A 14,106-nucleotide genomic window follows, 5' to 3' on the forward strand; every position below is an offset into this window, starting at 1 on the left:
TCTTGCCGCATGGCGAGAGTCGACGGCGGGAAGATGAGCGTGGTCACCGCGCTGGTGCGGGGCGCCTTCCTCGTGAACGCGGTCTACGCGGACGCGGGCAGGGCGTACGGGCTGACGCCGCAGCAGGGCCAGCTGCTCTGCGTCCTGATGCCGGGCCCGTCCGGGATGGGCGAGCTCGGCACCATGCTGGGGCTCGCCAAGTCCAGCCTGACCGGGCTGGTCGACCGCACCTCCCGCCTCGGCTTCGTCCGCCGTGAACCCGACCCGGAGGACGGGCGGGCCGTGCGGGTGGCGCTCACCGAGGACGGCGCGCGCATCGCCGAGGACTTCTACACCGAGACCTGCCGCCGCATCGAGGAACTGCCCTCCGGCCTCGAAGCGCCCGAACGCGAACAGCTCGCGGGCCTGCTCGGCCGGGTCGTCCAGGACAACGAGGTCCCGGTGGTCTTCGTCGACCCGGCCTGAGCCGTACGTCCCCGGCCCGCGGGGTCAGGGTGCCGACTGCAGCAGGGCCAGCGTGGACTCCAGCTCCTGGCGGGTCAGCCGGGCGGCCTCCTCCGGGTCGCCCGCCTCCACCGCGCGGACCACGTCGGCGTGGGCGTCCTCGCCGTGCCGGAGGTCCGTGCCCCGCAGCCCGAGCAGGTCGAGGAGCTCGATCAGGCCCTCGCGGAGCACCGGCGCGAACTCCCCGAACAGGTCCGTCAGGACGGGGTTGCGGGCCGAGGCCACGATCGCCGCGTGCAGGGCGATGTCGGCGTCGACGAAGGCCGCGTCGTCGCCCTCGGCGGCCGCCACCCGCCCGGCCAGCGCCTCCCGCATCGCCGTCATGTCCTCCTCGGTCCTGCGCAGCGCCGCGAGGCGCGACGCCTCCACCTCGACCAGCATCCGTACCTCGTAGACGTCCGTCACCGCCGCCCTGCGCAGCCGGGCCGGCCAGTCCTCCGTCGGCCGGGTGGCGGTCACGAAGACGCCCGCGCCCTGCCTGGGCTGGACGAGCCCCGCGCCCGCCAGGGCCCGTAGCGCCTCGCGGACCGTGGAGCGTCCCACGCCCAGCTCCTTGGCGAGCGTCGTTTCCCCGGGGAGTTTCGTGCCGACCGGCCAGTGGCCGCGGACGATCTGCTCGCGCAGCCGTTCGGTGGCCTGTTCGACCAGGGGGCTGGGACGCAGGGCGCCGAGAGGCATGGGGGTCACCTGATTCTCTGACTCGTCCGGTTCTCCGACGGCCGGGGTCTCCGAGGAGGTCCGGATCGCGGGCGCGTTCCCGGATCACGGGGTCGCTGCCGAGGAATCTACCCGAACTTGTCTGAGGAGTACTTGTCTGAGGAGCTGAGGAGTGGTTACGGTACGCGCCATGATCCGCAATCCGCAGCGCCCCGGCCCCATGCCGTACCACCGCTACCGCCCGTTCCAGGACCGGGTCCACGTCCCCGAGTTCGACCGCCGCTGGCCCTCCGCCCGCCTGGAGCGGGCCCCGCTCTGGGTCCCCGTCGACCTCCGTGACGGCAACCAGGCCCTCGCCGAGCCCATGGACACCGAGCGCAAGCAGCGCTTCTTCGACCTGCTCGTCCGCACGGGCTTCAAGGAGATCGAGGTCGGCTACCCCTCCGCCAGCCGCGCCGACTTCGACTTCGTCCGCCACCTCGCCGACCGCGTCGCCTCCGGCGCCGTCCCCGAGGACGTCACCCCGGTCGTCTTCACCCCGGCCCGCCCCGAACTCGTCGAGCGCACCTTCGAGTCCCTCGACGGCCTGCCCCGCGCCGTCGTCCACCTCTACATCGCGACCTCGCCGGTCTGGCGCGACACCGTCCTCGGCCGCGACCGCGCCGAGGTCCGCCGCACCGTCGAGGAGACCGCCACCCTGATGGCGCGGCTCGCCGAGGCCCGCCCCGGCGCCGACATCCGGTTCCAGTTCTCCCCGGAGACCTTCAACCTCACCGAGCCGGACTACGTCCTGGAGCTCTGCGACGGACTCACCGCGCTGTGGGACGCGAGCCCCGACCGGCCGGTCACCCACAACCTGCCCGCCACCGTCGAGATCTCCACCCCCAACGTGTACGCCGACCAGATCGAGTACATGCACCGCCACCTTGCCCGCCGCGACTCCGTCATCCTCTCCGTCCACCCCCACAACGACCGCGGCACCGGCGTGGCCTGCGCCGAACTCGCCGTCCTCGCCGGCGCCCAGCGCGTCGAGGGCTGCCTCTTCGGCAACGGCGAACGCACCGGCAACGTCGACCTGGTGACCCTTGCCCTCAACCTCTACGCCCAGGGCGTCGACCCCCTGCTCGACCTCTCCGACATCGACGCCGTCCGTGACGTCGTCGAGTACTGCAACCGGATCCCCGTCCACCCCCGCCACCCCTACGTGGGCGACCTCGTCCACACCGCCTTCTCCGGCACCCACCAGGACGCCATCAGCAAGGGCCTCGCCCGGCACGCCAAGGACGCCGCCGAGGCCGGGATCCCGCCGGAGCTCGCCCCCTGGAGCGTGCCCTACCTGCCCCTCGACCCCGCCGACCTCGGCCGCGGCTACGAGGCCGTCATCCGCGTCAACTCCCAGTCCGGCAAGGGCGGAGTCGCCCATCTCCTCCGCACCCACCACGGCCTCGACCTGCCGGAGCGGATGCGCCCCGAGGTGTCCCGGGCCGTCCAGGCGGTGACCGACGACAGCGGCGGCGAGGCCACCCCCGACGACCTCCACGCGATCTTCCGCACGGAGTACCTGGAACCCGGCCGGGGCGCCGGCCCCGTCGCCCTGGAGTCCTGGAGCACCGACCGCGACGCGGCGGGCGAGCACCGCTTCACCTGCGTCCTGCGTGTCGGGGACCGCACCGCACCGGCCGAGGGCAAGGGCAACGGACCGCTCTCCGCCCTCGCCGACGCCCTCCACCGGGCCGAAGTCCCGGTCGACGTCCTCGACTTCACGGAACACGCCGTCACCACGGGCAGCGCGGGCGAGGCCGCCGCGTACGCCGAATGCCGGGTGGGGGACCGCAAGGCCTGGGGCGCGGGCCTGGACACCTCCGTTCTCACCGCCTCCGTCCAGGCCGTCCTCTCCGCCGTGAACCGGGCGTACGAGGCGTGAGGCAGCCCCCGCATGCGGGTGCGCCCCCGCACCCCGCGGCACGGCGGCCGTTACGCCGAGCGGACCGTCCGGAGCCCGGGGGCGGTACGGGCTACGCCGACGACCCCGCCACCAACTTCTCCCGTACCGCGTCCAGATACTCCGCCACCGCGTCCCGGTTCCGGGTCAGGCAGCGGATCCGGTCGGTCATCCGGTCCCGCTCGTCCTCCAGGGTCGCGAGCATCTCCGGGGTCGCGTCGGGGAAGTGGATCATCCGCGGCTTGTTCAGGCACGGCAGGATCTGCTTGATGATCCGGGTCGGCAGACCGGCGTCGAGCAGGCCCCGGATCTGCATGACCCGGTCCACGTTCGACTCGTCGTAGACGCGGTAGCCGTTCGGCAGCCGGTCGGCGACGACGAGGCCCTGCTCCTCGTAGTAGCGCAGCAGTCTGCGCGGTGTTCCGGTGCGCTCGGACAGCTCGCCGATCCGCATGGGAAGCCCCCTCCAGGGAATCGCTTGACCTTCACATCAATGTGAGGGTTCGAGCATACGGACATGACCCACGACACGACAGTGGCGGCCGGTCCCGCCACCCCCACGCCCGAACACCGCCCCGCCTCCGGCCGGTTGCCCCTCCCGGCGCTCCTCGCCCTCGCCACCGCCGTCTTCGTCACCAGCCTCACCGAGACCCTCCCCGCCGGCGTCCTGCCCGGCATGAGCGCCGACCTCGGCGTCGGGGAAGCCGCCATGGGCCAGTCGGTCACCGGATACGCCCTCGGAACGGCCCTCACCGCCGTCCCCCTGGCCGCCCGCACCGCGGGCTGGCGCCGCAAGCGCCTGCTGCTCACCTCGACGGCCGGATTCGCCGCCGCCAACACCGTCACGGCGGTCTCCTCCTCGTACGCCCTCACCATGGGCGCCCGGTTCCTCGCCGGGGTCGCCGCGGGTGTCGCCTGGGCGCTGCTCGCCGGCTACGCGCGCCGCCTCGCTCCGGCGCACCTCCAGGGCCGTGCCGTCGCCGTCGCGATGACCGGCATCCCGCTCGCGCTCTCCCTGGGCGTCCCCGCCGGCACGTTCCTCGGTGAGGCCGTCGGCTGGCGGGCCGCCTTCACCGCCATGACCCTGATCGCCGTCGTGCTCCTCGGCTGGATCGCCCTCGCCGTCCCCGACCTGCCGGGCGAACCGAGCGGCGGGCGGGCCCCGGTCGCCCGCACCCTGAAGGTCCCCGGCGTGCTCCCGGTGCTCGCCGTCACCTTCACCCTCGTCCTGGCCCACACCGTGCTCTACACCTACGTCGCCGCCTACCTGGACCACCTCGGCCTCGGCGGCTCCACCGGTCTCGTGCTGCTGGTCTTCGGCGCCGCCTCGCTCGCCGGGATCTGGTTCACGGGCCGTCACATCGACCGCAGGCTCCGGGCTCTGACCCTCGCCGGAACGATCCTCTTCGCGGTCGCCGAGGCCGCGTTCGCCGTCCCGGCGGCGAGCACCGCACTGGTCCTCGTGGCCGCCGCGCTCTGGGGCTTCGGCTGGGGCGGCGCGCCGACCCTCCTGCAGACGGCCGTCGCCGAGGCGGGCGGGGACGAGGCGGACACCGCGCAGACGATGCTGGTCAGCCTCTGGAACGCGGCCATGGCGGCGGGCGGTGTCGCCGGCGGCCTCCTCCTCGACGGGCTCGGCGCGGGCGCGCTGCCGTGGAGCGTCCTGGTCCTGCTCGTCCCGGTGATCGCCGTCGTGACCGGTGCCCGCGCCCACGGCTTCCCGGCCCGCCGGTGACCGGGGCCTGTCCCACCGCACACACGGAGGCCCTCCACCGCGAGCGGTGGAGGGCCTCCGTACCTCTCGGACCGGGGGTCAGGCGGCCGGCGGCACCCGGGACGGGCGGCCCGCGCCGCGCGTCAGGGCGTAGCCGCCGATGCCCGCGAGCGCGGCCAGGACGCCGCCCACCACGGTCCAGATCCAGCGGTCCGACCACCAGCCGGAGGACCAGCCGTCCTCCGGGGCCGCCGCCTCGACGGCGGTCTTCCGGCCGGCGTCCTCGTCCGCCTTGGCCTGGTCGGCGGTCGTCGCCCCCGGCACGAGCGGCGCGGCGAGCGAGCCGTCCGTGGCGTAGGCGCCGCCCTCGTCGTGGAGGTCGGCCCCGATCCGCGCGGTGAACGGCTGGCCGAGGTCCTCGTCCGGGAGATCGGTGACGGTCAGCCGGACGTAGTAGCTGCCGGGCAGCGGGTCGTTCGCCCAGGCGTCGGCCGAGGCACGGACCGGGCGCAGCACACAGGCCAGCTCCACGGTCGCGGTCTCCTTCGCCGCCGTACGGGACTGCATCCCGTACATGCACGGCTGGCGCCGCCGCAGCCCGTCGTACACGTCGATCCGCCAGGTGGCGGGCCCGTGCCGCAGGGCCGCGTCGGGGAGCGTGACCGTCGCCTTCACGGTCGGCCGCTCGCCGGTGTCCGCCGGGAAGACCCAGTACAGGTAGTCACCGGTGGAGGCCTGCGCCGTGGCCTGCTGCCCCGGCAGGAACCGGGCGGCGGTACGGAAGGTGGTGCCGGCCTCCGTGGGCCCGGCCTCCTCGGCCGGGGAGGCCGAGGCGCTGGGCGTGTCGGCCAGGGCGGCCGGGGCCGCGAGGCCGAGCAGGGCGGCGCCCGCGAGAGCGGCCGTCGCGAGCATGCGTACGGTACGCATCAGTTGGTCCTCCAGACAGCGACGCGCCAGCGGGACAGCCAGCCCCAGAGCAGACCGGCGAGGAAGCCGGCGAGCACCAGCACGCCGAGCAGCCACCAGCCGCGGCCGAGACCGAACGAGGCGATGTCCGACGCGCTCGACGGGCCGTCGACGACGTCCACCGTCAGCTCGACCGGCATGCCCGGGGTCGTCTTGACCGACGGGGGAGCGGAGAAGGAGTTGCTGACCTGGAGGCACACCGTCTCGGCCGCCGGCTTCGCGTCCCCGGGGCCGTCGTCGGCGTCCGGCTTCGGGTAGCGCAGTCCGGTCGAGATCACGTCCGTGCGCCCGTCGCCCGCCTCGGAGCCGCGGACGATCTCCCGGCCGTGGAGGGTGACGGCGCGCAGCAGCACCCCGTAGTCGTTGTTGACGGCCCGGTCGGCCGACACGCTGACGGAGGCGCGCAGCTCCTGGCCGGGCAGCAGGTCCACCCGGTACCAGCGGTGCTCGCCGAAGGACTCGCGGTCCGTGTAGAGGCCGGGCTTGAGCTGCGGCGCCTTGTCGCACCGCGCCGTACCCTGCGTGGCCACGGGGGTGACGACCGGATCGGCCGCGCGGTCGACCAACTGCTTGACGCGGCGGGAGAGCTCCTCGGTGCGGTGGACCGAGGTGTACGTGCCTCCGGTGGCCTCCGCGATGCAGGTGAGCTGCTGCCGGGTCTTGGTGTCCGGCACCAGGCCCAGGGTGTCGATGACGAGGTGGATGCCCTTCGCCGCGATCTCGCGCGCCACCTGGCACGGGTCGAGCGGGGCGCAGGTGTCCTCGCCGTCCGTGATGAGCACGATGCGCTTGGTCGCCCCGTCCTCGCCGAGGTCGTCGGCCGCGCCGAGCAGCGCCGGACCGATCGGGGTCCAGCCCGTCGGGGCCAGGGTGGCCACCGCGGTCTTGGCCTCGGTGCGGTCGAGCGGGCCCACCGGGTAGAGCTGCCGGGTGTCCTTGCAGCCCCGCTTGCGGTCCTGCCCCGGGTAGTCGGCGCCGAGTGTGCGGATGCCGAGCCGTACCTCCTCGGGCACCGCGTCGAGGACCTCGTTGAAGGCCTGCTTGGCGGCGGCCATGCGGGACTTGCCGTCGATGTCCTTGGCCCGCATGGAGCCGCTGACGTCGAGGACCAGCTCGACCTTGGGGGATTCCTTCGCCACCGGTTCGTCGGCGGCCGCACCCGTCGGCAGGAGCGCGACGCTCAGGGCGGCGAGCAGCGCGCAGGCCCCGGTCGCCAGCCGTTTTCTCGTGATCATCGCCGGATCGTATTGATGATCGTGCGACAAACCCAAATCAGGTCTGGCTGTTGAGGAAGCCGATGAGGCAGGCGCCCCACCAGCCGGTCTGGCTGATGGTCGCGGCCAGGCCCGAACGGGCGAGCAGCCGGCGCGGGACAGGGCCGCCGCGGTGGGCCTCCAGGAGCTGGCCGAGCCGGTGCGCCCAGAGGCCGTTCAGGGTGACGGCGACGACGAGCCCCAGCTTGACCAGGGTCAACGGGGAGTGGAGGTCGGGGCGGAGGAAGAGGCCGGAGACGACGAGTCCGCCGAGCCCGGCCCAGATCGGCGCCTGGAGCGCGACGGCCGTGTCGAGGACGCCGGCCAGCGGCCGCTTCCCGGTCAGCCAGAGCACGGCGAACCAGTCGACGGCGAGCACCGCACCGAGCCCGACGACGAGGAACGCGACGTGGAAGAAGCGGGCCACCGTCAGGAGGGAGGCGTCCGCGTGGACGTGTCCGGCGGTCCAGCAGGCTGCCGCGATACCCGCGGTGGCGACGAGCCCGAGGGCGGTGAGGAGCCAGGAAGGGGTGAGCTCCTGCGCGGTTCTGGACATGCGTTGATCTTCCGGACGTATGAACGGCATAAATTAGGTAAGGCGAAGCTAAGTTCTCGCCCGTGGGTACGTCAAGCCGGTGTGGTGCACGTCCCAGCCCTTGAAAGGCCAGCTCAGCGGTGCTCTGGATGGGGGAACTCCGGCTTGCACCCCGCGTCCCGGACCGAGCGCCGGCCCCGGACCGACCTCCCCGATCCACCCCACGTCCGCGCACCGTATGCACGGTCCCGGTCCCGCCCGGACAGGCCCGCCGTGCGTGAGGTGCGGCTGTCAGGCCGCGTTGCGGCATCCGGTGAGGAGGAGGGCGACCATGCGCTTGGCGTCGGCCTGGTCGTAGTCGGGGCCGGTGATGCTGAGGTTTCCGATGGCGCGCATGAGGGTGTAGGCGGAGACCTCGGAACGAAGGTCGCCCTCGGCGGCGCAGGCGGCCAGGAGCGTCGCGCAGGCCGGGACCAGGGTGTCGAGCATGAGGGCGTGGAGGTTCTCCAGCCCCGGGTCTCCGGACCCCAGCGCCGCGCCGAGGCCGTGCTTGGTCACGAGGAAGTCCACGAACGCGTCCGTCCACAGGGTCAGCGCGGTGAACGGCGGTCGCTGCTGATCGGCGTCGCCATCGGAACCGAGCGCGATCTCCGGCCGACCCGGCCGGCCGGGCTGTTGCTCGGGTTCGCCGGGGTGGTGTTGATCTTCGCCCCGTGGCGCGCGACGGCGTCAGGCGGCTGGGGCGTCCTCGCCGTGGTCGTCGCGGCGGCGAGTTACGCCGTCGGCTTCACGTTCATGGGCCGCTTCCTGGTCGGCAGAGGCATCCCCACGCTCTCGCTCTCCGCGGCACAGCTCGTCGCGGCCACCGCCCTGACCGCGCCGACCCTTGCGGCGGGCGGTCTGACGCCGGTCGAGATCGACCCGAAGACGCTGATCGCCGTGGTGGTCCTGGGCGTCGTCGCCACCGGGGCCACGTTCCACCTCACCCACCGGAACATCGCCGCCGAGGGCGCCACGAACACGGCCACGGTCGGCTACCTGTTGCCGGTGGTTTCCGTCGCCCTGGGGGTCGTCGTACTCGACGAGGACTTCACCCTGTGGATCGCCGCCGGGATGGCGGTCGTGCTCGTCGGGGTCCTCCTGGTGCGCCGGCGCGCACAGCCGCCGGCACCGGAGGAAGCATCCGAGGGTCCCACGCACGGCCTTTCGCCACAGGAACAGGACGCACGACAGTGACGGCATTTCAGCGCCGAAGCACCGCCGCCCTCTCGGGCGCGGCTTCACCGCTGGCGGCTGTGAGTGGCCTTACGAGCGGGGTGTGCGGGTGCGTTCCGCCATCTGCCCCCAGAACTGCCGTAGTTGTTTGCAGGTCATCCCCTGCCACGGCGCGCGCTTGCGGGTCATGGCGATGAGGGGGAACCGGCCGCGGCGCCAGCGCAGCAGCGCCTGCTGCTGGAGGCAGAACACCTCACGCAGCTCGGCCCGGGGGAGGGCGCCCTTGGGCGGGTACGGGCAGAGCTCGAACGGGCAGTCGCGCAGGCAGGTGTTGCCGGGTTCGGCCTTACGCGCCATACCGACGGTCCGTCTCGGCTGGAGCGGCGAACGATCCCTGGTCAGACACGGCGGTAGGGAGTTGCGGGCGGACCGTTCGAACCGCCTCTCGATCAGGTCCGGATCACCGTTGCGCTCCGTGAGGTTGAGCAACAGCAGGACGTCGGCGAGCAGTTGCTGCGCCCGCGGGTCCAGCGTGGACCAACCGACCGACGGCGGGATCCAGAGGTTGTGCTTGCGGAAGAAGTGCGGGTCGCCGGAGGTGGAGCCGACCTTCTCCATCGCGCCCTTCTCGTCGATCCAGATGTACTGCTCAGGCCGGCCGGTCTCCAAGGCCAGCACGGCCAGTTCCGCCGCCCGGGACACGAAGGGATGCAGTCGCTCGCCATGGCGCGCCTGGTCCTCCTCGCGGCGGTCCGCGGGCGCGCGCTCGCTGCCGGCCAGCTTGAGCCAGCGTTGAACCGCGTCGTTCGGATCGGCAACCGGGCGGTGATTGTTGCGGTGATTGTTGCGGTGGTTGTCGTGCTCGTGGTCGGGCTCGTCGTCATTCGACTCTGTGACGGTGGTGCGGCCGAGACGGTCGGGCAGCTCCCAGAGACAGAGCGCGTGGATCAGGGTGAGCTGGGCGAACCAGTACCGCGACCTTGCCAGCATGGTCTCGGCCTTCTCGATCAGCAGTTCACGGGTGTCATCGTTCGTGTCGGGGTGGCGCCGACGGCGGTTGGCCGCGGACTTGAAGCCCTGCGCGAGGGCGACCTCGAGGGAGAGCGGCAGGTCGGCGGTGCCGCCCTTGCATTTGGTCGGATCGAGGTGTTTGAGCCAGGTGTCCAGCCGCTCGGCCGCCTCGGCGCGGCGCTCGATGCCGACCGAGCCGACGACCATGGGTACGGTCGTGGCACGGGTGGCGAACTGGCGCCAGACGTCACCCTTGCACTTGCGGATCTCGTCCTCCTTCCGCTGGAACTCCGCCTTCTGCTTCTCGGTGCGACGCTCGCCTCTCGACACGTCGCTGAGACGTTGGGCACGCTGCTGCAGATCCTTGAGCATCGCGTTGTACTGGTTGACCGGGTCGGGGGCAGGAGCTGAAGTCGGGCGGAAGACCCTACGCAGCGCGTCGAAGGCCGCGTCGCCGCCGGCGCCGACTTCTTGGGTGATCGCCAGTCGCAACGCGTAGGACTCCTCTTGGAACGCCAGTTCCAAGAACGAGCGGTACGCCGGCGATTGCTCGGGGGCGTGCCACGCGTCGGGGTCCGGGTCGCTGAGGTTCCGCCGTCGGGTGATCTCGCGCAGGACCTCGCCGTAGCGGTGGACCAAGCGCTCCCTGCCCTCGTCCAGGCTTCGGGGGTCACCAGCGGTGATCTTCGGCCACCGGCTGCTCAGGGCACTGGCGATGTCGGTGTGGATCGAGACTGCCTTGCCCTCGGGTTCGGCGGACTGGGCATGGACATCGACCTCGAGAGCCGCCGCGAACAGGTCCAGGGCCTTGGAGTCTGTCCGCTTGGTGTCTGCGGCAGCCTCCAGAAGGAGTCGTGGGTAGTCCTTGATGGTGGCCCACTCCTCCCGGCACGAGCGGAGGACCAGGCTGATCAGCAGTTCACGGCCGAGGTCGTTGCCTTGGAGCGACTGCCTGAGCTGATCCTTGGTGACCAGGTGGAGATACATGGAGCCGAGGTGGGCCTGGAGGATGCTGTGCGGGAAGGAGACGCCGTTGTCCCGACTCTCCACCAGGCTGAGCTGTTCTCCTCGGGAGGCGTGGAGGGCGTACTTGCTTGCGTATTGCTGTGGGTCGAGCGTGCGTTGGTCAGGGTGAAGCGCTTTCTGCAGCTTCTTGGCCACGGCGATCAGCCCGCGCTTCCCCTCAAGGGCAGGAGCGTTCATCGGGTCGAGCAGTTCGTCGAAGTCAACCTGCAGGCTGTCCCGGAGCAAACCGATGGTGGCCAGTGCGGAGAGCACGCGGACGGTCCGGTCCCGCTCTTTCTGGGTCAGGGCGACATCCTCGTACAGGTAACCGTGGATCACGGCTTCCTTCCAGGTCTCCAGCAGGCGCAGCCGTAGCGTCGAGCGGTCGCGGCTACGGGTGTCGAGCGCGTTCCCGGCCCTGGCGCTCTCCAGGTGCTCGAGCTGGTGCTTCCGTGCCAACTCGCGGGTGATCTCCATGTAGAGCGGGGACTCGCTCACCACGGCGGTCTCGACGATCCAGTCCAGCCGGTGGGTGTCGGGCTCCGGATCGTCCTGTGCCAGGAAGCAGAGGGCGGCCTCCTCGGAGAGCGGTTCCAGATCGATGATCGAGGCGTAGGTGTCCTCGAGCGGGGCGTGCGGTCGGGAGGCGATGACGAGGGGGAGCTTCTGCCGCTCGGCGCGGTCGATGGCGAGCCGGATTTCGTTGTCCCGGTCTCGTTGCCGACTGTCGGTGCTGAGCGCCTCCTCCAGGCCGTCCGCGATCACCACGGCCCGGCCTTCCTTGCAGAGCTGGCGCCAGACCTTGGCACCCTGTTCCGACGAGAGGAATGCCCCGGGATCGGCCTCGTTCGAAAACGTCTTCTCCGCCAGCGTGCGGAAGTCCAGGGAACCTTTGGTGTCGGCCTGGCGAAGCCTGACCGGGGCCGGGACCCGGCCCTGCCGGGCGAGCATCTGGGTGAGCTGGATGAGCACCGCCGTCTTCCCCGAGCCCACTCCGCCGACCAGGATGTACGGGCGCCGGTTCTGACGGTCGCCCAGTGACCGGCAGATCACCTCGCACAGTTGCTCACGGCCGACAATCTGCTCGACGGGCCTTCCGGCCGGAGCGACAAGCCGTTGCGGTTGGTGTTTGGCCTTGCGGACGATGGGCCGTTTGATGTGCCAGGACCGGTAGTACAGGAACACCGTGGTCGCCAGGGCGAGGGACAGGAACGGGAAGAGGAAGCCGGTTACCACGCCGCATGCGCCACTGTTTCCGCAACGCGCCTCAATGGGGCCCTTCGTGCCGCTGATGACGTTGGCGAGCGAATACCCGACGAACAGGAGGAAGGCCACGGCGGGGATGGGCGTGAGGATTTTCCGGAACGTTGCCCAAGTGAGCCGGTAGCGGATCCGGATGACTTTACGGCGGCAGATCCATCGGCGACGGATACCGCGTAAGGCCCGCCGGACCCACCGGTACAACGCTCGGATCGCGCGGCGTGGGCGTACCAGGCGGGGCGCGCTCCGGGGTCTGACCTTGCCCCCCGATTGCTTCCTTCCCCCGGGCTGTCGTGCGACGGTGTCCATGGGGTATCACGGCTTCTCGAATGAGCGAGGTTCGCCACATGGAAAGTTCATGTGTGAACCAGTCGGGTCCGGCTGATCCGAAGAGTCCATTCCATCGAATCACTACGGCACGCGATTGGGTACCCCTAGGCCCGCCGCTGACTTCGCCGACTTCTCCTCGGTGGGCGCAGTTCGGCCCGCAGGCCTGCGGCGGGGCCGCCGGTGTCAGGCAGGGCAAGGCCGCCCTCGTGCTCGCCGGCGGCGAGGAAAGGCGTCCAAGACGACGGCGCCCTCGGAGGGCCCGGCGGGTAGACAGCCTGCTTTTGCCGACGTCTGCACAGGCGATCATCGCCCCGATGGCGAGCGTGCCCAAGCCGACGCGGCTCAGTAGCCGTTGTACCGTTTGCGGGTGTGGCGAACAGCTGATCTCTCCGCCGACTTACCGAGCCCGTAACGCACAGTGGGCATGGCGGACAGCGAGAAGATCACCTGGGAAGCCGGCCGTTCAGCGATGCTCGGGATTCTCGAAGTCGAAGCGGCAGCCTGCATCCCACTCGGATCGCTGGTTGCCGTACGACGGGATACCGCCGGCGTCCTTGAGCATGCGGGCCAGGTGGAGCTGATTCCAGGTCATGAACGTGGTGTTGCGGTTGGTGAAGTCGTTCTCCGGCCCGCCCGAGCCCTCGTCGAGGTAGGAAGGGCCGGGTCCGGCCGGGCCGACCCAGCCTGCGTCGGCCTGCGGCGGGACGACGTAACCCAAGTGCTGAAGGCTGTAGATGACGTTCATCGCGCAGTGCTTTGCGCCGTCCTCGTTGCCGGTGATCAGGCAGCCGCCCACGCGACCGTAATAGGCGTACTGGCCACGCTCGTTGAGGATCGACGAGCAGGCGTACAGACGCTCGATCACCTTCTTCATGACCGAGGAGTTGTCTCCCAGCCACACAGGCCCCGCCAGGGTCAGGATGTCGGCGGCCATCACCTGCGAGTAGATCACCGGCCACTCGTCCGTCTCCCACCCGTGCTCCGTCATGTCCGGCCAGACACCGGTCGCGATGTCGATGTCCACCGCCCTGAGCACGTCGACCTGCACGCCCTGGCGCTCCATGATCCCGGTGCTGATGTCGATCAGCCCTTGCGTGTGGCTGCGCTCCGGGGAACGTTTCAGGGTGCAGTTGATCACCAGGGCGCGCAGGTCGGCGTACGACGTCGTCGGGTCCGGCACGGAATCCTCCTCCATCCGCTCAGGGAGTCCGGATGTGAAGGCACCGGAGATCTCCCCGTACAGCTCACCAGGCCTTCGCCCCGGGCGCTCGTGGAGCTGGGCCGGTTGCCTGACAGTCCGGAAGATCACGGTGATGTCGGGCGTGCTGCGGGCGCGGCCGTCGGCGGGGTCTCCTCACTCCGCGTGCGGCCCCCTCCCGGGCCCGACCCCAGCCTGCGTACTCGGCGCAACCCCGGCCGGTCCGGCGCGACCGAGCGCATGAGGGGCCCGGCCGCGACGTCAGGCCGGGGAGCCGTCGGGGTCGGGGAGTGGGCGGGCCCGAACGGTCTGGGCGGGTTCCTGATGGCCGCCCGAAGCGAGGATGCGCACCTCGTCGCGGTCGCTGATCTCGGCCCGGATGATGCCGGTGGCGTCGGTGTACACCGGATGGCCCCCGGCCCCCTTGAGCTGCGTGCGCTCCACGATCACGACGTCCAGGGCCGAGCCTGCGCCGTCGGAGAACACCAGCTCGTAGCGGCGTGGGTTCATCTCCCC

Annotated in this window: 12 protein-coding genes and 1 pseudogene; 4 read left to right on the forward strand and 9 right to left on the reverse strand. The window is 71.3% G+C overall.

Annotation, left to right across the window (positions count from 1 at the left end; all coding sequences use genetic code 11):
* The first annotated feature begins 33 nt into the window (after nucleotides 1–33).
* On the forward strand, nucleotides 34–465 hold the full coding sequence (locus AC07AW_RS30450; protein WP_478818929.1) for a MarR family winged helix-turn-helix transcriptional regulator: 432 nt from the start codon (nucleotides 34–36) through the stop codon (nucleotides 463–465).
* A gap of 24 nt (nucleotides 466–489) precedes the next feature.
* On the opposite strand, the gene AC07AW_RS30455 is transcribed toward AC07AW_RS30450, so the two are convergent.
* On the reverse strand, nucleotides 490–1,182 hold the full coding sequence (locus AC07AW_RS30455; RefSeq protein ID WP_478818669.1) for a FadR/GntR family transcriptional regulator: 693 nt from the start codon (nucleotides 1,180–1,182) through the stop codon (nucleotides 490–492).
* 169 nt (nucleotides 1,183–1,351) lie between these two features.
* Between AC07AW_RS30455 and leuA the strand changes: the two genes are divergently transcribed.
* On the forward strand, nucleotides 1,352–3,085 hold the full coding sequence (leuA, locus tag AC07AW_RS30460) for a 2-isopropylmalate synthase (RefSeq protein ID WP_478818670.1): 1,734 nt from the start codon (nucleotides 1,352–1,354) through the stop codon (nucleotides 3,083–3,085).
* A gap of 91 nt (nucleotides 3,086–3,176) precedes the next feature.
* Here leuA and AC07AW_RS30465 read toward each other — a convergent pair whose 3' ends face one another.
* Nucleotides 3,177–3,557, reverse strand: a complete 381-nt coding sequence (locus AC07AW_RS30465) for a MerR family transcriptional regulator (protein ID WP_478818671.1) — start codon at nucleotides 3,555–3,557, stop codon at nucleotides 3,177–3,179.
* 63 nt (nucleotides 3,558–3,620) lie between these two features.
* Between AC07AW_RS30465 and AC07AW_RS30470 the strand changes: the two genes are divergently transcribed.
* Nucleotides 3,621–4,838, forward strand: coding sequence for an MFS transporter (locus AC07AW_RS30470; RefSeq protein ID WP_478818672.1), 1,218 nt, complete (start codon nucleotides 3,621–3,623; stop codon nucleotides 4,836–4,838).
* A 78-nt stretch (nucleotides 4,839–4,916) separates the two neighbouring features.
* Here the strand turns inward: AC07AW_RS30470 and AC07AW_RS30475 are convergent, their stop codons facing one another.
* From AC07AW_RS30475 to AC07AW_RS30490, 4 genes and pseudogenes are all read right to left on the reverse strand, one after another.
* On the reverse strand, nucleotides 4,917–5,744 hold the full coding sequence (locus tag AC07AW_RS30475) for a hypothetical protein (RefSeq protein WP_478818673.1): 828 nt from the start codon (nucleotides 5,742–5,744) through the stop codon (nucleotides 4,917–4,919).
* Nucleotides 5,744–7,018: a VWA domain-containing protein gene (locus AC07AW_RS30480; protein ID WP_478818674.1), complete on the reverse strand. Its 1,275-nt coding sequence runs from the start codon at nucleotides 7,016–7,018 to the stop codon at nucleotides 5,744–5,746. Before AC07AW_RS30480 ends, AC07AW_RS30475 begins: the two co-directional genes overlap by 1 nt.
* A 37-nt stretch (nucleotides 7,019–7,055) precedes the next feature.
* On the reverse strand, nucleotides 7,056–7,592 hold the full coding sequence (locus tag AC07AW_RS30485) for a hypothetical protein (protein WP_478818675.1): 537 nt from the start codon (nucleotides 7,590–7,592) through the stop codon (nucleotides 7,056–7,058).
* A gap of 270 nt (nucleotides 7,593–7,862) precedes the next feature.
* A pseudogene (locus AC07AW_RS30490) lies at nucleotides 7,863–8,177 on the reverse strand (SbtR family transcriptional regulator); the annotation flags it as partial.
* Nucleotides 8,178–8,264: 87 nt separating this feature from the next.
* Between AC07AW_RS30490 and AC07AW_RS30495 the strand changes: the two are divergent.
* The gene (locus AC07AW_RS30495; RefSeq protein WP_478818676.1) at nucleotides 8,265–8,807 is read left to right on the forward strand and encodes an EamA family transporter; all 543 of its coding nucleotides are present in this window, start codon (nucleotides 8,265–8,267) and stop codon (nucleotides 8,805–8,807) included.
* A gap of 69 nt (nucleotides 8,808–8,876) precedes the next feature.
* Here AC07AW_RS30495 and AC07AW_RS30500 read toward each other — a convergent pair whose 3' ends face one another.
* The 3 genes from AC07AW_RS30500 to AC07AW_RS30510 all read right to left on the reverse strand — a co-directional run bounded on the left by AC07AW_RS30500 (nucleotide 8,877) and on the right by AC07AW_RS30510 (nucleotide 14,100).
* Nucleotides 8,877–12,137, reverse strand: a complete 3,261-nt coding sequence (locus AC07AW_RS30500) for an NACHT domain-containing protein (protein ID WP_478818677.1) — start codon at nucleotides 12,135–12,137, stop codon at nucleotides 8,877–8,879.
* Between the two features lie 718 nt (nucleotides 12,138–12,855).
* Entirely contained in the window at nucleotides 12,856–13,587 is a 732-nt protein-coding gene (locus tag AC07AW_RS30505; protein ID WP_478818678.1) for a flavodoxin family protein, read from the reverse strand.
* Between the two features lie 264 nt (nucleotides 13,588–13,851).
* Nucleotides 13,852–14,100 (reverse strand): DUF6296 family protein, encoded by a 249-nt coding sequence (locus AC07AW_RS30510; RefSeq protein WP_478818679.1) that lies wholly within the window; start codon nucleotides 14,098–14,100, stop codon nucleotides 13,852–13,854.
* Between the last annotated feature and the right edge of the window lie 6 nt (nucleotides 14,101–14,106).

The organism is Streptomyces sp. NPDC044003, assembly GCF_056435185.1.